The sequence below is a fragment of the Metabacillus bambusae genome (genome assembly GCF_017497975.1).
Lineage (GTDB): Bacteria > Bacillota > Bacilli > Bacillales > Bacillaceae > Metabacillus > Metabacillus bambusae.
Genome location: NZ_JAGDEL010000006.1, coordinates 101,692 through 117,636, shown reverse-complemented (window position 1 = coordinate 117,636; position 15,945 = coordinate 101,692). Strand labels below are relative to the sequence as shown.

Sequence of the window (15,945 nt, the reverse complement as noted above, 5' to 3'; positions counted from 1 at the left end):
AGGTATAAAATAGGTTAATACAGTTAATTGAATTTTTTAAATTTTTTATAGGATGTAAAGTTATTATTTCGATAATAGCTACTTTTAAATTATTTTGAACTGGGAGAGTTAGCTATGACTAATAAAATCAATATCACATTAAGTACAACAAAAAAGGAAAAACCTAACGCAGATCAATTAGAATTCGGACGTACTTTTACTGATCACATGTTTATGATGGATTATAGTGGAGCAAAAGGATGGTATGACCCGAGAATCGTACCTTATGAACCTATTTCTTTGAGTCCTTCAACAATGGTATTTCACTATGGTCAAACTGTATTTGAAGGTTTGAAAGCATATCGTACAAAAGAAGACAAAGTACTGTTGTTTAGACCTGATAAAAACATGCATAGATTGAACTTATCAAATGATCGACTTTGTATTCCTCAAATTGATGAAGAATTTGTCATTGAAGCTTTAAAAGAATTAGTATCAATTGATAAAGAGTGGATTCCAACTGCCGAAGGAACATCATTATATATTCGACCTTTCATTATTCCAACAGAATATTACCTTGGAGTTGCACCATCTAAGTATTATCGTTTTATGATTATCCTTTCTCCAGTAGGATCTTATTATAAAGAAGGAATTCACCCAGTTAAAATATTTGTAGAAAATCAATATGTTCGTGCTGTGGAAGGCGGAACAGGCAAAGCGAAAACGGGTGGAAACTATGCTTCTAGCTTAAAAGCACAGGAAGAAGCAGAAAAAAGAGGTTACTCTCAAGTTCTTTGGCTAGATGGTGTGGAGAAAAAGTATATTGAAGAAGTTGGAAGTATGAATATTTTCTTCAAGATTAACGGTGAAGTCATAACACCATCATTAAATGGAAGTATCCTTGAAGGTGTAACAAGAAATTCAATTCTTCAATTGTTAAAGCATTGGAATGTTCCTGTTTCAGAACGTAAGCTTTCAATAGAAGATGTTTATAAAGCGTATAAAGAAGGCTTATTAGAAGAAGCATTTGGTACTGGTACAGCAGCAGTTATTTCTCCAATCGGTGAATTATTCTATAATGAAGAAAATATTGTGCTTAACAATGGAGAAACTGGTGAACTTACTAAGAAGTTATATGATACGTTAACTGGAATTCAAACAGGTGAACATGAGGATATATTTAATTGGGTTGTCGCAGTAAACTGAGCTTTCCTATCATAATATGTATCGGAGACCACAAATGGTGTGGTCTTCTTTTTTTATGCAAAAATAAGGAAATTTCATGAAACAAATATCAAACTTATTTCGTCTAATAAGGTGAATAAACCATAAGAAATTTTTATTATTTTTAAGGCTTTTTACCACAAATTTGTAGTAAAATAGTATTTATTAATCATTTATGAAGGTAATTTTTAACAAATAAGAAGGATATTTTGAATAGATAAGCAATATATATTATAGGGTTGTTAAATTGCTTTTTAAAACAAATGGTTTATTCAAGTTAAGGGATGCTTATCAAATAAAGTAATTAATGGGGATTAAATTATTTTAAGTTAGAGAAAGAATATCTTGCGAGAAAAGTGGGAGAGCGAATGTATAAAAAATATGTTTCTTCGATTGTACTTTTATTGATGGTTACAGGGTGTAGTTCAAGTATGACAAGCGGTAATCAAAAAGAGGAACCTTTGTCAGTAAGAGGGATGGCTACTAATACTTCTCAGTTAGTTGAAAAAGCGGTTGAATTATCAGTGGACTTAATTCATCCAACAACACAGGAAATCCTCCATTCATTTACACCAAAGATAAATCCTAAACCGGAAGAATATGTGAAAGAGTTGAATAAGCTTGCGGATGGGTTAGCGGATAAATTAGACCAACCGATGATTCCTGTGAAATTAAGTAATGGGCAGCTTACAAATGGTCAGAGTCGTGTGGTTCTCGATGAGGAAAAGCTAGTAGAATCGTTGAAAAATGTCCGTGCACTTGATAAAACAATTGCGTTACCACTTCAGGAAGAATCACCGAATGTTACGCAAGAAACCATAAAGGGAATTGATGAGATTGTTATCGGTAGCTACAAGACAACTTTCAACGCAAATGTGTGGGGACGTACTGAAAACATTGCTTTATCTGCAAATACAATCAATCAAATTGTATTAGGCCCTGGAGATCGTTTTTATTTCAATTTAGTTGTTGGAGAGCGTACACCTGCACGAGGGTATCAAAAAGCGAAGGAAATTGTGAATAAAGAGTTTGTTGAAGGTATTGGCGGAGGGATATGTCAAACATCTTCTACTTTATATAATGCTGTTGCAGAAGCTGGTTTAGAAATCCTTGAACTACACTCACACTCATTATCGGTAGGCTATGTTCCTGCTGGTAGAGATGCAACAGTATCATGGGGAGGTCCAGACTTTAAATTTATGAATAACAAGGATTACCCAGTTATGATTAAAACAATTGTGAACAAAAGCTCTGGATCAATTGAAGTGCAAATATTAGCATCAAAGCAAGCTGCTGCAAAAATCTAAAAAAAGGCTGGTAATAAACCTTAAAGGGTTTGTTGCCAGCCTTTTCATTTACTTCTAACACTTGTGGCATTGTAATCAGTGTTACAGCATGCGTTCTTGGTAGAAGAGCTTTAATTATAGATAAAACTCACTTTAAATTATTATTTTGTTTTTTTATCTAGATCATGATGTAGAACTGCACTAGGTATTTTTGGACAAGGAATCTGTCCTTTCGGGACTGGTTTTGTCACATATACAAAATCTCCAGAGCCATCCGGTGCACTACCGGTTGCCCAAGGACCTTCTCCAGATTCCTCTCCTTCCGATAAGTTCCAGAATTCATATGCTTCTGTCTGGGCTTCTTCTTCTGCTTCTCGAGGAAATGTAGCAGGAACGACAACTCCATTTTTCTCTTCTAATTCCTCAATGGCAGCCATCCATTGGTATTGATGGTATCGGTCTCGTGCTAACATTTTGCGGAATGTTGCTCGGACACCTTCATCATTTGTCATGTGGTATAACCTTGCTACTTGAAGTCTCCCTTGAGATTCTGCATGAAGATTAGCACGCATATCAGCTAATAAATTCCCACTTGCAACAATATACGAGCCATTCCAAGGTACGCCATTTGAGTTGGTAGGCATTCCACCAAGACCGCTCACAAGTAGATGCTGGGGATCAATACCACCCATTATTGCTGCTGTAGCTGGGTCTTTTGCGGCTTTTGCTTGATCCTCAGGAGAAGCACCATCTAGCAACTGACTTATAAGCGAACAAAGCATTTCTACATGGCCAATTTCCTCTGTGCCAATATCCATCAGCATGTCCTTATATTTTTCTTCTCCGCGACAGTTGAAGCCTTGAAACAGATATTGCATCATGACGGTCATTTCACCAAATTGCCCACCCAATACTTCCTGAACTTTACGGGCGAGCATAGGATCTGGGCGGTCTACCTTTACTTCATACTGTAATTCTTTTTGGTGACGAAACATATGAAAGAATCCTCCTTTAATAGCTTTAGCAAATAAAAATTGTTACTATTTTTGAACTTCCGTATTCTATTACCCGACATAATTGATATAAAACAATTTAAAAGAATATAAGACAAAGAGACTATATGTTTGCAAATTGTAGATACAGCTAAGGTCAAACCTGAAAAATAAAGATGTATGCTTAATCGTTTATGAAATAGGGTAAGTGATCTCTATTAAACATAATGGAGGGTGTATTGACATGAAAACAACAGCTACATATTTACTAGAAAAAGAGGATATGGTTAATCAAAATATAGTTCCAAATTGGGTTGTGGAAGAATATAACACATTTCATACTACAGTAACTGATCATACATTTCCTTGTTATTTTGGCATGACAGCTGAGAAGAAAGGTGAATTACGCTATTCGTTTATTCATCATGAGGATTGGTCAAATCTACCTCGAGCAATTGAAGAGTTTATTAAACTATTTGTTGATGCACCAAAACTTACACGACACGGTTTATTTGTGTTTGTTGAACCTGAAAAAGAAGAGAGGACATTAGATATCGTGATTATTTTTGGAATATATTAAAATACCTACATGACACAGATGATCAACCATGGCCAGAGAACATTCCTCAAGATCCTGATCACCATTTATGGGCATTTTCATTTGCTAATGAGCCTTTCTTTGTGTTTGGAAATGCACCAGCATATAAACAAAGAAAGACGAGAGATTTAGGAAACTGTCTTGTCCTTGGTTTTCAACCTAGAAGAATCTTTGAAGGGCTAGAAGGAACTTCAAAAGGTGGAGTAATGTCTAGAGAAAAGGTAAGAGAACGTGTTGAAAAATGGGATCAGCTACCAAAACATCCTAATATTAGCCACTATGGGGATCCTGAGCATAGAGAGTGGAAGCAATATTTTATTGGAGATGATGTTAAGCCTATTGAGGGGAAGTGCCCATTTCATCATAAATAAATCTAGCAAATTTATAAGGTTTTGTCCCATTTCTTTTTGATTTGTAGTAGGATAAAAGATAATGCTCAAATAGAAGGGAAATGCGCAAATGTCTTACAAAATGATTGTGTTAGATTTAGACGATACATTATTACGTGATGACCATACTATCTCAGAACGTACAAAACAAGCTCTTATGGCAGCACAGGAGATGTGGGTGTGAAGGTCGTTCTAGCATCTGGACGCCCTACATTCGGAATGAAGCATATTGCTGAAGAACTTTCCTTAGCGAAATATGGTAGTTTTATTCTCTCTTTTAATGGTGGGAAAATATTAAACTGTCAAACGTTTGAAGAAATTTTCAGTAGCACGTTAACTCCGAAAGCTGTTCATACCCTGTATGAAATTAGTCGCCGTGAAGGTGTTTATATCCATACCTATGTAGGTGATGAAATCATTACAGAAGAAGAAAATCCATATACAACAATAGAATCAGATCTGACTGGTTTACCAATTAATGTTGTTGAAAAATTTATAGATGCTGTATCAGAGCCAGTTGTTAAAGTATTAATGGTAGATGCACCTGAAAAGTTAAAAATAGTCGAAACAAAGCTTCAAGCTGAATTAGATGAAGAATTCAGTGTAATGCGTTCAAAGCCTTTCTTTTTAGAATTTACCGAAAAAGGTGTGACAAAGGGGACGAGCTTAAATCAATTAATACAAGTCTTCGGTATTAACCGTGATGAAGTGATTGCTATTGGTGATAGCTACAATGATTTGGCGATGATTGAATTTGCTGGTCTTGGTGTAGCAATGGGCAATGCTCCAGAGGATATTAAAGAAATTGCTAATTTTGTTACAGATACAAATATGAATGATGGTGTTGCAAAAGTTGTAGAAGAGTTTGTTCTAAATAAAACAGTTCCAGTTTAAGTACTAGAAGTCGATCTTATCGAACAATAAGGTCGACTTCATTTTTTGTGTTCATTTTGATTTTTTTCAGATTACCTTCAATTAATTCATGATAATCTCCTCTTTTACATCTTTCTACATTCGACTTTTATATACGATTAGATAAATGATATAGTGTTAGTATAATAAAATAATAAAACTAACATTTGTGATGGTTAATAATATAGAGGTGTAAAGATGGGGAAGAAAGTTACTATTCAGCAAATTGCGGATTATCTTGGGGTTTCTAAATATGTTGTATCAAGAGCCTTAGCTGGAAAAAGCGGTGTTAAGGAAGAAACAAGAGAAAAGGTGCTTGAAACAGCAAAACAGTTAGGGTACAAAACTGAAGATATCAACTTTCCAACAGAAACTAAGTCGAAAAATAATAATCAACAAGGAAGATCAGCTCAAAAGAATGTCCTTGTGGTTTTACCAAGAAGTCAATATCAAGATTCGGTCTATTGGGGGAAAATCATTGATGGGATTTCTCTCGAATTAAATGATCTTTCACTTGGCATGGTTATTATGACAGAAACAGATAATTTTGCTAATGTCATTAATCCTCAAGGTTTTATCGGTATTATCTGCGTAGGTAATCTCTCAACAACAATACTTTTAGAATTTAAAAAATGGAGAATCCCAGTTGTATTAATTGATTCGGAAGAGCCACTGTTTACGACAGATACAATTTTTGCAAATAATTATGATAGCAGCTACCTATTAACAAATTATTTAATAGGACTAGGTCATAAAAAAATGAAATTCATTGGGAGTTATCATTATTCACGAAGTTTTTATGATCGCTGGCTTGGCTTTCGAAGTGCATTAGAGCTTCATAACCTAACAGATCAATCTAATGAACATGTTACCTTACATATTGGACTTGAGTTTGAGGACATGTATTCGAATATTAAGGCTTGGATTGAAAAAGAAGTAGAGGAGGGGAATGAGTTGCCTACAGCTTTCGTTTGTGCGAATGATTTGATCGCCCTTTATGTTATCGACTTGTTAAAGGGACTAAGCTTCAATATCCCAGAAGATATATCTGTTACAGGATTTGATAATTTAGAAAACTCCTATCTTAAATCGCCTACACTTACGACAATTCATGTGCCAAAGGAGCAGCTTGGAAGAAGAGCAGTCAAATCTTTATTCAATAAAATTAAAAATGGCAAAGATCAGCATGAAAAAGTCCTTCTTACTTGTGAAATGATAGTAAGAGAATCGACAACAAAACCAAAAGAAGATGGTGTCTAATAAAGTAGCTGGTTCCATTTAGATGTGTGAAACTAAGAGGGTGAAATCACAATGGTTTCATCCTTTTATATTTATTGAAATCTCAATTCTAAAAAACAATTGCTTTGACAATTAATAGTGTCTTGAAGTGTTCAATTTTCAAGTGGAGAAACGTTATTTACAATGGGATGAGTGTGATTGATTTATCGATAATAATTTTAGGATTAATCATTATATTTGTTGCTGCAATCGTTCAAGGTACAACTGGATTTGGTTTTGCTCTAACATCTATGCCATTACTTGGTGTATTAATCTCATTACAAACCGTTGTTCCAATTATGGTCGTTTTTGGTTTGTTTGCAAATATCCTTATTCTTGTTAGAGTGTGGTCTTATGTGAAATTTAATAAAATATGAAAGAAAATAAATTTTAAAATTTCTTTAATCAACAGTGAAAATTTCATCATTTAATAAGACTGACTCATTTTGAGTTTAGTCTTTTTTTTGTAGAAATTAATAAACTTAGTATAGATGCAATTCATCTGGATGAATGTGTCAGAAAATCTAACGTTGTATAAGCTAGTATGATTAGATTTTATGGATTGTATCCAATTTCCAGAAAGGGATTTATGGTTAATGCACAATGACAAAAAAGAAAATTGGTATTATTATAAAAATATCTAACAACCGTTGTAACGAAAAGTGACATAGGGATATATTGAAGTGTGCTGATTCGATCGAAAGGGTGGTATGAGTAGTGCAAATACTTATAAAAAACGCAGAAATTATTACTATGAATGAACATACAGATATTGTTTATGGAGATCTTTTGATAGAAGATGATAGAATTGTGCAGATTTCTAAACGTATTGATGGGGTATTGCCTGATAAAATCATAGATGCAACAGGTAAAACAATTATTCCTGGATTCATTCAAAGCCATATTCACCTTTGTCAAACATTATTTAGAGGTCAGGGTGATGATTTAGAGCTTTTAGACTGGTTATCGAAGAAAATATGGCCGCTTGAAGCTGCACATGATGAAGAATCTATCTACTATTCTGCTATGTTAGGAATTGGTGAGCTTATTCAAAGTGGTACAACATCAATCATCGATATGGAAACAGTTCGTCACACAGAATTTGCGTTTAGAGCAATTGAAGAAAGTGGAATCCGAGCTCTAGCAGGGAAAGTAATGATGGATCAAGGGGATAATGTTCCTGTTAATCTATTAGAAAAAACAAATGAGTCGATTCAAGAAAGTGTTGACTTGTTGGAAAAGTGGAACAACTACGATAATGGCCGTATTCAATATGCTTTTTCACCTAGATTTGTTATTTCATGTACAGAGGCAATGCTAACTGAGATAAGGGATTTATCTAATCAATATCAAGCGATGGTTCATACTCATGCTTCAGAAAATTTAAAAGAGATTGAAATTGTAGAAAATGAACGTGGGATGAGAAATGTCGTTTATTTAGATCATCTTGGCTTAACGAGCCCGAGGTTAATTTTAGCTCATTGTATATGGTTGGATGACAATGAAAAACGGATTATTCGCGAGAAAGGTGTGAAGGTTAGTCATTGTCCTGGTTCAAACTTAAAGCTTGCTTCAGGTATTGCTGAAACACCTGATATGCACGATAAAGGAATATGTTTAAGTCTTGGTGCAGATGGTGCTCCATGTAACAATAATTTGGATATGTTTCATGAAATGCGATTAACAGCTCTTATTCAAAAACCAATTCATGGTCCAACTGCAATGGATGCTACAAAGGTTTTCCGTATGGCGACAATGGGTGGAGCGGCAGCGATGGGATTAGAAAAAGAGATTGGTAGCTTAGAGGTTGGGAAAAAAGCAGATGTTGTTATTTTGGATTTAAATAATTTCCATACATACCCTTCAGTAGATGTGGATCCTATTTCAAGAATCGTCTATTCAGCCACAAGAGGTGATGTGGAAACAACGATTATTAACGGAAAAGTGGTTATGGAAAATCGAATCATAAAGACGATCGACAAGTCAGTCGTTTTAAAGGAAGCAAATAAAGCGATTAAACGTTTATTGAAAAGATTGTCTAAGGGAAACTTTACGATCAGATAATTATCAGATACTAGAAATAGATAATGAGAGTTTTTTTAGAAGGGGGTAAAACATGCGTTCGGACATATATGAAATACTCGATACGGTTTGCGATTCTTCGTGTAAAAGTGTTTTAGCAACAATTATTGATGTTCAAGGTTCAGCATATCAAAGGGCAGGAGCGATGATGTTGTTTCTAGAGAAGGGTCAGCAAGTAGGGCTTTTAAGTGGAGGGTGTCTTGAGCAAGACTTATTTGCACGAGTAAATGATTTCTTATATGATCCGAATCCGAACTCAACAATTGTTACATATGACCTCACAGGTGAAGATGACTTGTCATGGGGGCAGGGTGCTGGCTGTAATGGAATAATAAAGGTTGTGGTTGAATCGGTCACATCGCTTCTTAAAGAGGACTTAAGGAAGGTTAGGGACCTTGTTAATCATGGTATTGATGTAACATATGTAAAGAGAATCTCGATGCAGGGCAAAGTATTGGATTACCTTTTTTGTACGGCAAAGGGGGGATCTTTTGGTCAATGGCAGGGTGAACGACCAACAATTCATCAAGACGAATGTGCTCAATTGCTGCAAAGAGATCAAAAGGTGTATTTTATGCAAAAGATTATGGCAAGACCAAGGCTTTTTATATATGGAGCTGGAGTGGATGTGATTCCTCTTGCGCATCTCGCACATCTTACAGGTTTTCAAGTGATTGTTGCAGATTGGCGACCCGCCTTTTGTAATGAAATCTATTTTCCATTTGTTTATAAAACGTACATTGCTTCACCTTCTGAATTTGCTCAATCCTTTTCCTTCTCTTCTTCTGATTCAAATGTTTTGATGACCCATAATTATGAAAAAGATGATCAACTTATCCATTTACTGCTTGAAAAGAAAATTGCTTATTTTGGAATCTTAGGCTCAAAGGTTCGTGCGGAAAAACTTTTAAAAGGTGTAAGAATTCCTAAGTGGATTCATTTTCCTGTTGGTTTAGCAATCGGAGCAGAAGGACCTCAAGAGATTGCGATAAGTATTATGGCCGAGCTTATTCAAATTAAAGCTAGGAGGTTGGCGGTTGCTCTATGAAGAGGAACATTGGGATTTATCTTGCTGCGGGTAATAGTAAGCGAATGGGAAAATGTAAATTATCTTTACCGTTATCAGTAAAACCTCTAGGTACAATTGCATTGAAAGAGATAATGCAATCAAATATTGATCATTTGTTAGTTGTGACAAATGATTTTAATACAGTATGGCTTAATTCTGCAGATGATCTTCAAGCTTATCCAGATAAATGGGAAAATATCATTAGTTTACAGGCGCATTTAGGACAATCTTTTTCTCTTAGGACGGGTATAAGGCGTGCGCTTCAATTAGGTGCAGAGTCTATTGTTGTCTTTCTTGCAGATCAACCATTTGTAACATCTGGAATGATTAATCGATTAATACATGAAGCGAGAAATGAACATGATTTTGTTGCATCAGCTGTTGGTGGGGTGTTGAAGCCACCGATAATATTTAATCAAAAAGCATTTGCTGAGATCATGACAATTCGTGGTGATGAAGGAGCGCGTAGTTTGTTGAAAAATGGTACTTTAACAGGAACGAGCATTTCAGTAAATTCAGATCAGCTTTTCGATATTGATACTGTAGAAGATTTCGAATTTGCAAGGTCCTTCTATTTGAGAAATTCTAATATGATTTCTTGAGCTGCTCATAGCTAGGTGTTCTCCTTTTTTTACTTATCCATTCAAAATTATGCTTTAGAGAATTGTTTTAGTCATTCACTTAAGAAAATTTCAGGAGAGAATAGGTGATCACGGTGAAAAATGAGATGGCTGCTATTACGAAATCTGATATTTTAGTTGAACATCCACGTCTCATTCAGGATGCGATGAGGCTGAGAGAATTAGGTGGTGTTTTTATCGCAGGAGGAACACTTATCCAGCTTAATTGGGAAGCTGGCTTACCGCTTTCAACAACATTAATAAACGTAGCATCAATTACAGAGTTAAAAGAGATTATGTATATTGAGCGAGGGGATCGTTCGTTCGTTGAAATAGGCACACTAACGACAATTTCTGAATGTTTAGAAAACCCTATTATCAATGAACATGTTCCATTACTTATTGCAGCATGTAAAAAGGTTGCAGCACCAGCTGTTCGAAATCGGGCAACACTTGGTGGGAATGTTGCGAGTGGTATCGGTGATTCCATACCTGCTCTGCTTGTTTTAGATGCTGAATTGACAATAAGAATTCAAGATAAGACAAAGGTTATAAAATTATGGGAATTGCTTAGATTACAAAGGGATTCACCAAAACTTAACTTTCTATTGCTATTTATTAGTATTCCATGCCAAAAGAAGGAAGACCAAGCCATTTTTAAGAAGGTGGGGAGAAGAGAAGCGTTTACACCAGCTTTGGTGACAATCTGTGCACAATGGAGGCGAATAAGTGCTAAGCGATTGGAGTATATTCGAATCGCAGTGGGTGGGGGTAACAATGATCCATGTCGACTAATCGTAGTTGAAAAAATATTGGAAACAAACGATTTTGATGAAAATTTACTAAGATCTCTTTACCTAGAAATTATTGATGAAATCAATTCCTACTCTGATCCCTTTATAACGGAGACATATCGAAAACAGGTAGCGGCAAATCTACTTGTTGCTGAATTAATGAACATTTTTTGTGGTAAGGAAGGATGAAGATATGTGAAATTGATACGAGATAATTATCAAGAGAAATGGAAAATCCGTCCTGATGGATATGAGAAGGTAACAGGATCTCTTAAATATTTAACTGATTATTCTTTTCCGGGGATGCTATATGGGAAAGTGTTACGGAGTTCTTATCCTCATGCTAAAATTTTGTCGATTTCAACATCGAAAGCAGAACAATTAGAAGGTGTTATTTCTGTCGTTACTCATAAGGATGTAGTTGGTATGAATCGATTTGGTTTGATATTCCCAGATCAGCCGGTTTTATGTGAAGATGTTGTTCGGTATTTGGGGGATGCAGTGGCAGCTGTAGCGGCAGAAAGTGAAGAAATTGCTGAGAAGGCGATCAAGTTGATTCAGGTTGAGTATGAAATACTTGAAGTAATTGATGATACTGATAAGGCATTGATCGATTCTGCGGTTAAACTACATCCGGGAGGGAATATCCTTCATCGTGCAGGCTATAAAAGTAGTGGTGATGTCATGATTGCAATAAAAGAGTGCCCTTATATTGTCGAGGAAACATATGAGACACCGAGACAAATGCATGCGTATATGGAAACTGAGGGTGGTGTAGTTGTTCCAGAAGAGGATGGTAAAATCACCGTATATGCTGCGACACAGCACGGATTCAAGGATCGTATGCAGTTAGCTAGGATATTGGCAATGCCTGAAAGTGATATTCGTGTCATTTCAAGTCCGATCGGAGGCTCATTCGGTGGGAAGGATGAGTTGAATATCCAACCATATGCGGCATTGCTTGCAATAAAGGCGAAAAGACCAGTCAAACTCCATAACAAGCGAATTGAATCTGTCAAAGCAGGAATAAAGCGTCACCCAATGAAAATAAAAATGATTACTGGTGCAAAAGAAAATGGTTTGTTAGTTGGTCATTTTGTGAGAATCACTGCTGATACAGGAGCATATGCCACATTAGGACCAGCTGTGTTAGATTTTGCAGTAGAGCATTCGACTGGTCCGTATATGATTCCGAATGTTGATATCGAAGGGTTTTCTGTATTTACGAATAACGGGGTGTCGGGTGAGTTTAGGGGGTTTGGTGGTAATCAAGTAACCTTTGCTTTAGAATCGCAAATTGAAAGACTTGCAGAAATGCTAAAAATTGATTCTTTAAAATTACGTGAGATGAATATTAGAGAGGCAGAGGATTTGGGGCCACTTGGTCAACGAATTGTTGCAAATGATGGAGCGAAAAATGTTCTGAAGATGATTAAGTCCTCACCGATTTTAACAGCTCCTCTAAAAGTACAAGATAATTGGAGTATAAGAGGCAAGGGTGTTGCTATCACTATGCATGGTGGTGGGCTTGGGTTTGGAAGGCCAGATCCATCTGGTGCCCGTCTATCTTTAACGAAAGAGGGGAAGGTTGAAATAGCATTTGGTTTCGAAGAATTCGGTCAAGGGTTACTTGCAACAATTGAAATATTGCTGACAGATATGCTCGGTTGTGCGAAAGAAGATATAAAAATCGTTATTGGGGATACTGGGTTAGTTCCTGCCTCAGGATCCTCGACTGCCTCTCGTTCAACAAACATGATCTGGCAAGGAATGAACAAATTAAAAGGACCTTGGAAAAACAAACTACTAAATGCTGCATCACATCTTTCTGGTGTTGCAGAGGAGCTTCTGATGCTCGGAGAAAATGGGGTTTGGGAGAAAGGTGAAAAGAGTAAGATTGTGATCACCTATAAAGAACTAGCGAACAGCTTGAAAACGGAGCTTCCTGTTTGTTCAACGCAATTTCACTTTCCTACGACTCCTGATGCGATTATTGGCGGGCATTATTTACACACGTATGCAGCAGTTGCAGCTGAGGTTGAAATTAATCAATTAACAGGTCAAATTAAGGTGACAAAGCTTGATCATGCTGTTGCAGCTGGTCCTGTCGTCAATCCACTAGGCTATTTAGGGCAAATTGAGGGTGGTGCCATTATGGGACTAGGTTTTACGTTATTTGAAGATTCGCTAATGGAAAACGCTCGTTATCATACCGAGAATTTTGATTCGTACATTATTCCAACGATTAGGGACATCCCTCTTGTGACAAATGTTGATGTTGATGAATCATTAATTGAAAACGACGTGTTCGGACCTAGAGGTGTTGGTGAAATTGGCACTGTTGCTGTTGCCCCAGCAATTACTGCAGCAATTCATGATGCGTGCGGATTATGGGTCAAGAAGCTACCTGTTTCTTCTGAAGAAATATTGAATTCTCTTCAGACGACTTCATTTTCGTTTTATAAACAGGGGGTATCTGAATGAGAATTGATAGATTTGAAAATAGTTCAAATGATAGAATACTAGAAAATAAGATTGCATTAAACATAACAATTAATGGTCAATTATACAGTCTTTTTGTACCTCCTACCTATCGATTAGTTGACCTTTTACGTAAAGATTTAGAATTAACCGGAACGAAAATATCATGTGAAATTGGTAGATGTGGTTCGTGTTCCGTTTTAATGAACGGAAATGTGGTGAATTCATGTTTAGTTATGGCTTATCAAGCCAATGGTACGGTAATCGAAACAATCGAACAGGTTTCACAAGAGAATCTCCACCCAATACAACAAGCGTTTTTGGAGGAAGGTGCCCTTCAATGTGGGTATTGTACACCAGGTATGATTATTGCGCTAAAATCATTGTTAGACAAAAATAATCAGCCAACAGAAGAAGAAATACTCGACTATTTATGTGGTAATCTTTGTAGATGTACTGGGTACAATGGGATTCTTCGGGCGGTTCAGCGTTATAAAAATGAATCTTCAGCTATTTTTGACAATAAAACCTTAGAGTGAAAGTCCACCTAAGGTTTTATCTTTTCAAGAAGAAACGAACGAATTAACAAAGCAATCCGAAGCCTTAGAGTTTCATCAGGATCTTTTAAGGAAATGTTTAATAATTCCTCACATTTTTCTAGTCGATAAACAACTGTATTTCGATGAACATATAACCGTTTAGCTGTTTCGGCGATTTGGCAGTGATTTTCAATAAAGACTGAAATGGTTTGAACTAAACTTAGTAAATCTTTATTGTTTGTATAGGCAAGTTCTTTAAGGGTGCTCTCATAAAATTCTGTTACATTTGAAAGTGGAATCATTTGGAGTAATTCAGTGATATCCTTGGCGCGATATGTTTGAACGAAGTGACTCTTTCTAAGTTGATACCCTGCCTCTAATGCTTCCGCAGCATGTCGATATCCTTTATGAATATTCCGTATATCTTCACAGTGAGTACTTACACCAAAAGAAATAGACACGTTTAATTGCTCATGCAGTTTCTTTTGTACGGATTGAATAAACTCAGTTACTTGCTGTTCAGATTTCGAATTCTCTCGATCTAGTAATAGAACAAAAGCATCATTCTTTATAAAAATACAAAACTCCATTCCTGTTTTTGAAAACATTGCTTTTAAATGCTCATAAATCGTGAATTTAAAACCTTCCACTTGAAAAGAGTTATAAAAAGATAGAGATTGTGTTATTCTATCGTTATTTTCATCAATTTTACAGGCGATTACATTGTAAGATTGATCCTTTTTCAGTCCGTATTTTCTCCCTCGTTTCAAAACCTCACTTTCAGGTATGTCACCATCTAATAATGCTGTAAAAAAATTATTTTTAATATGTAGATTTTTCTCTGATAATGCATGTTGTTTCAGTAGCTCGAAGGAAATGACGTTTGTTACTTGCTCTACTGATAAAAGAGTGTATCCATCAATGGGAAAATCAAAACCAATAATTAGTAAATTACTTTTCTTAAAATAGGTATCGATTGGAAAAAAATGAACGAATTTGCCTTTTAGGGAAGTTGGTTTGTAAACAGAAAGGCAAAGTGGTTGCTGTTTAATTGACGAATGATTAGTATCCATGTCTTTTACAATATTTTTTAAGAGTTTTTTCATTTCATTACTACGAAAATGGTGTGTTTCAACTAATACGCGATTTAAATGATCAATAAGCAAAATCGGTTTATCAAGAATTGTGGAAAGACGATCAATGATTTTTGGTAATTTTTCTCCCTTGTGTACAAGCTTGGTAAATTCTCTTTGTGTATTTATTGCGAATTGTAGCTCCTTTGTTCGTCTTTCTAGAATGTAACTTAATGACTCATTAACAATTTCTCCTAATGAATGTTCAAGAGGAAGTTCAATTAAGGGAAGGTTCTCTTCATTTGCTATTTTAATAACTTCAGAGGGGATGGAATGTAAAAAACGTCTAGTTTTTATTCCGAGTCCGGAGCAATTATTCTTTGCCATAAATCTGACGAGATTGACCATCTCTGTAGGATTGTCACGAATAAAATATGCAGTGGTCACTAATAATTCATTGGGCTTTAAAAATTGAATAATATCAGGGGCATCCATCATATTGACTGTTTGCACACTTCGACCTACACCGTTTTTACCTGCAGCAATTTTTGCGTTGGAAAGAATCGGTATTTTTAATAATTCACTCATTTTCATCAAGATCCCACCTTATTATAATGTTAGAAAACGTT

Annotated in this window: 12 protein-coding genes and 2 pseudogenes; 12 read left to right on the top strand and 2 right to left on the bottom strand. The window is 35.8% G+C overall.

Annotation, left to right across the window (positions count from 1 at the left end; genetic code table 11):
• Window positions 1-114 precede the first annotated feature (114 nt).
• Both I7822_RS10520 and I7822_RS10515 read left to right on the top strand, forming a co-directional pair.
• Window positions 115-1,185: a branched-chain amino acid aminotransferase gene (locus tag I7822_RS10520; RefSeq protein WP_207977771.1), complete on the top strand. Its 1,071-nt coding sequence runs from the start codon at window positions 115-117 to the stop codon at window positions 1,183-1,185.
• A gap of 386 nt (window positions 1,186-1,571) precedes the next feature.
• Entirely contained in the window at window positions 1,572-2,510 is a 939-nt protein-coding gene (locus I7822_RS10515; protein ID WP_207977769.1) for a VanW family protein, read from the top strand.
• Window positions 2,511-2,650: 140 nt separating this feature from the next.
• On the opposite strand, the gene I7822_RS10510 is transcribed toward I7822_RS10515, so the two are convergent.
• Complete coding sequence (locus I7822_RS10510) at window positions 2,651-3,484, bottom strand: manganese catalase (RefSeq protein WP_207977768.1); 834 nt, start codon at window positions 3,482-3,484, stop codon at window positions 2,651-2,653.
• 241 nt (window positions 3,485-3,725) lie between these two features.
• On the opposite strand from I7822_RS10510, the pseudogene I7822_RS10505 reads away from it, so the two are divergent.
• From I7822_RS10505 to I7822_RS10460, 10 genes and pseudogenes are all read left to right on the top strand, one after another.
• Window positions 3,726-4,450: pseudogene (locus I7822_RS10505) on the top strand (YqcI/YcgG family protein).
• Between the two features lie 88 nt (window positions 4,451-4,538).
• Window positions 4,539-5,362 (top strand): annotated as a pseudogene (locus I7822_RS10500) (Cof-type HAD-IIB family hydrolase).
• A 216-nt stretch (window positions 5,363-5,578) separates the two neighbouring features.
• Entirely contained in the window at window positions 5,579-6,640 is a 1,062-nt protein-coding gene (locus I7822_RS10495; protein ID WP_207977766.1) for a LacI family DNA-binding transcriptional regulator, read from the top strand.
• A 173-nt stretch (window positions 6,641-6,813) separates the two neighbouring features.
• Entirely contained in the window at window positions 6,814-7,035 is a 222-nt protein-coding gene (locus tag I7822_RS10490; protein ID WP_207977764.1) for a hypothetical protein, read from the top strand.
• Window positions 7,036-7,375: 340 nt separating this feature from the next.
• Window positions 7,376-8,722, top strand: a complete 1,347-nt coding sequence (locus I7822_RS10485; protein WP_207977762.1) for a 5'-deoxyadenosine deaminase — start codon at window positions 7,376-7,378, stop codon at window positions 8,720-8,722.
• A 52-nt stretch (window positions 8,723-8,774) separates the two neighbouring features.
• The gene (locus tag I7822_RS10480) at window positions 8,775-9,788 is read left to right on the top strand and encodes an XdhC family protein (protein ID WP_207977760.1); all 1,014 of its coding nucleotides are present in this window, start codon (window positions 8,775-8,777) and stop codon (window positions 9,786-9,788) included.
• Window positions 9,785-10,411 (top strand): nucleotidyltransferase family protein, encoded by a 627-nt coding sequence (locus tag I7822_RS10475; protein ID WP_207977758.1) that lies wholly within the window; start codon window positions 9,785-9,787, stop codon window positions 10,409-10,411. Before I7822_RS10480 ends, I7822_RS10475 begins: the two co-directional genes overlap by 4 nt.
• Window positions 10,412-10,515: 104 nt before the next feature.
• Entirely contained in the window at window positions 10,516-11,412 is an 897-nt protein-coding gene (locus tag I7822_RS10470; protein WP_207977753.1) for an FAD binding domain-containing protein, read from the top strand.
• Between the two features lie 6 nt (window positions 11,413-11,418).
• Window positions 11,419-13,707, top strand: coding sequence for a xanthine dehydrogenase subunit D (gene pucD / locus I7822_RS10465; RefSeq protein ID WP_207977751.1), 2,289 nt, complete (start codon window positions 11,419-11,421; stop codon window positions 13,705-13,707).
• On the top strand, window positions 13,704-14,243 hold the full coding sequence (locus I7822_RS10460) for a (2Fe-2S)-binding protein (RefSeq protein ID WP_207977749.1): 540 nt from the start codon (window positions 13,704-13,706) through the stop codon (window positions 14,241-14,243). Before pucD ends, I7822_RS10460 begins: the two co-directional genes overlap by 4 nt.
• An 8-nt stretch (window positions 14,244-14,251) precedes the next feature.
• Here the strand turns inward: I7822_RS10460 and I7822_RS10455 are convergent, their stop codons facing one another.
• Window positions 14,252-15,910, bottom strand: a complete 1,659-nt coding sequence (locus tag I7822_RS10455; protein WP_207977747.1) for a PucR family transcriptional regulator — start codon at window positions 15,908-15,910, stop codon at window positions 14,252-14,254.
• Window positions 15,911-15,945: the final 35 nt, after the last annotated feature.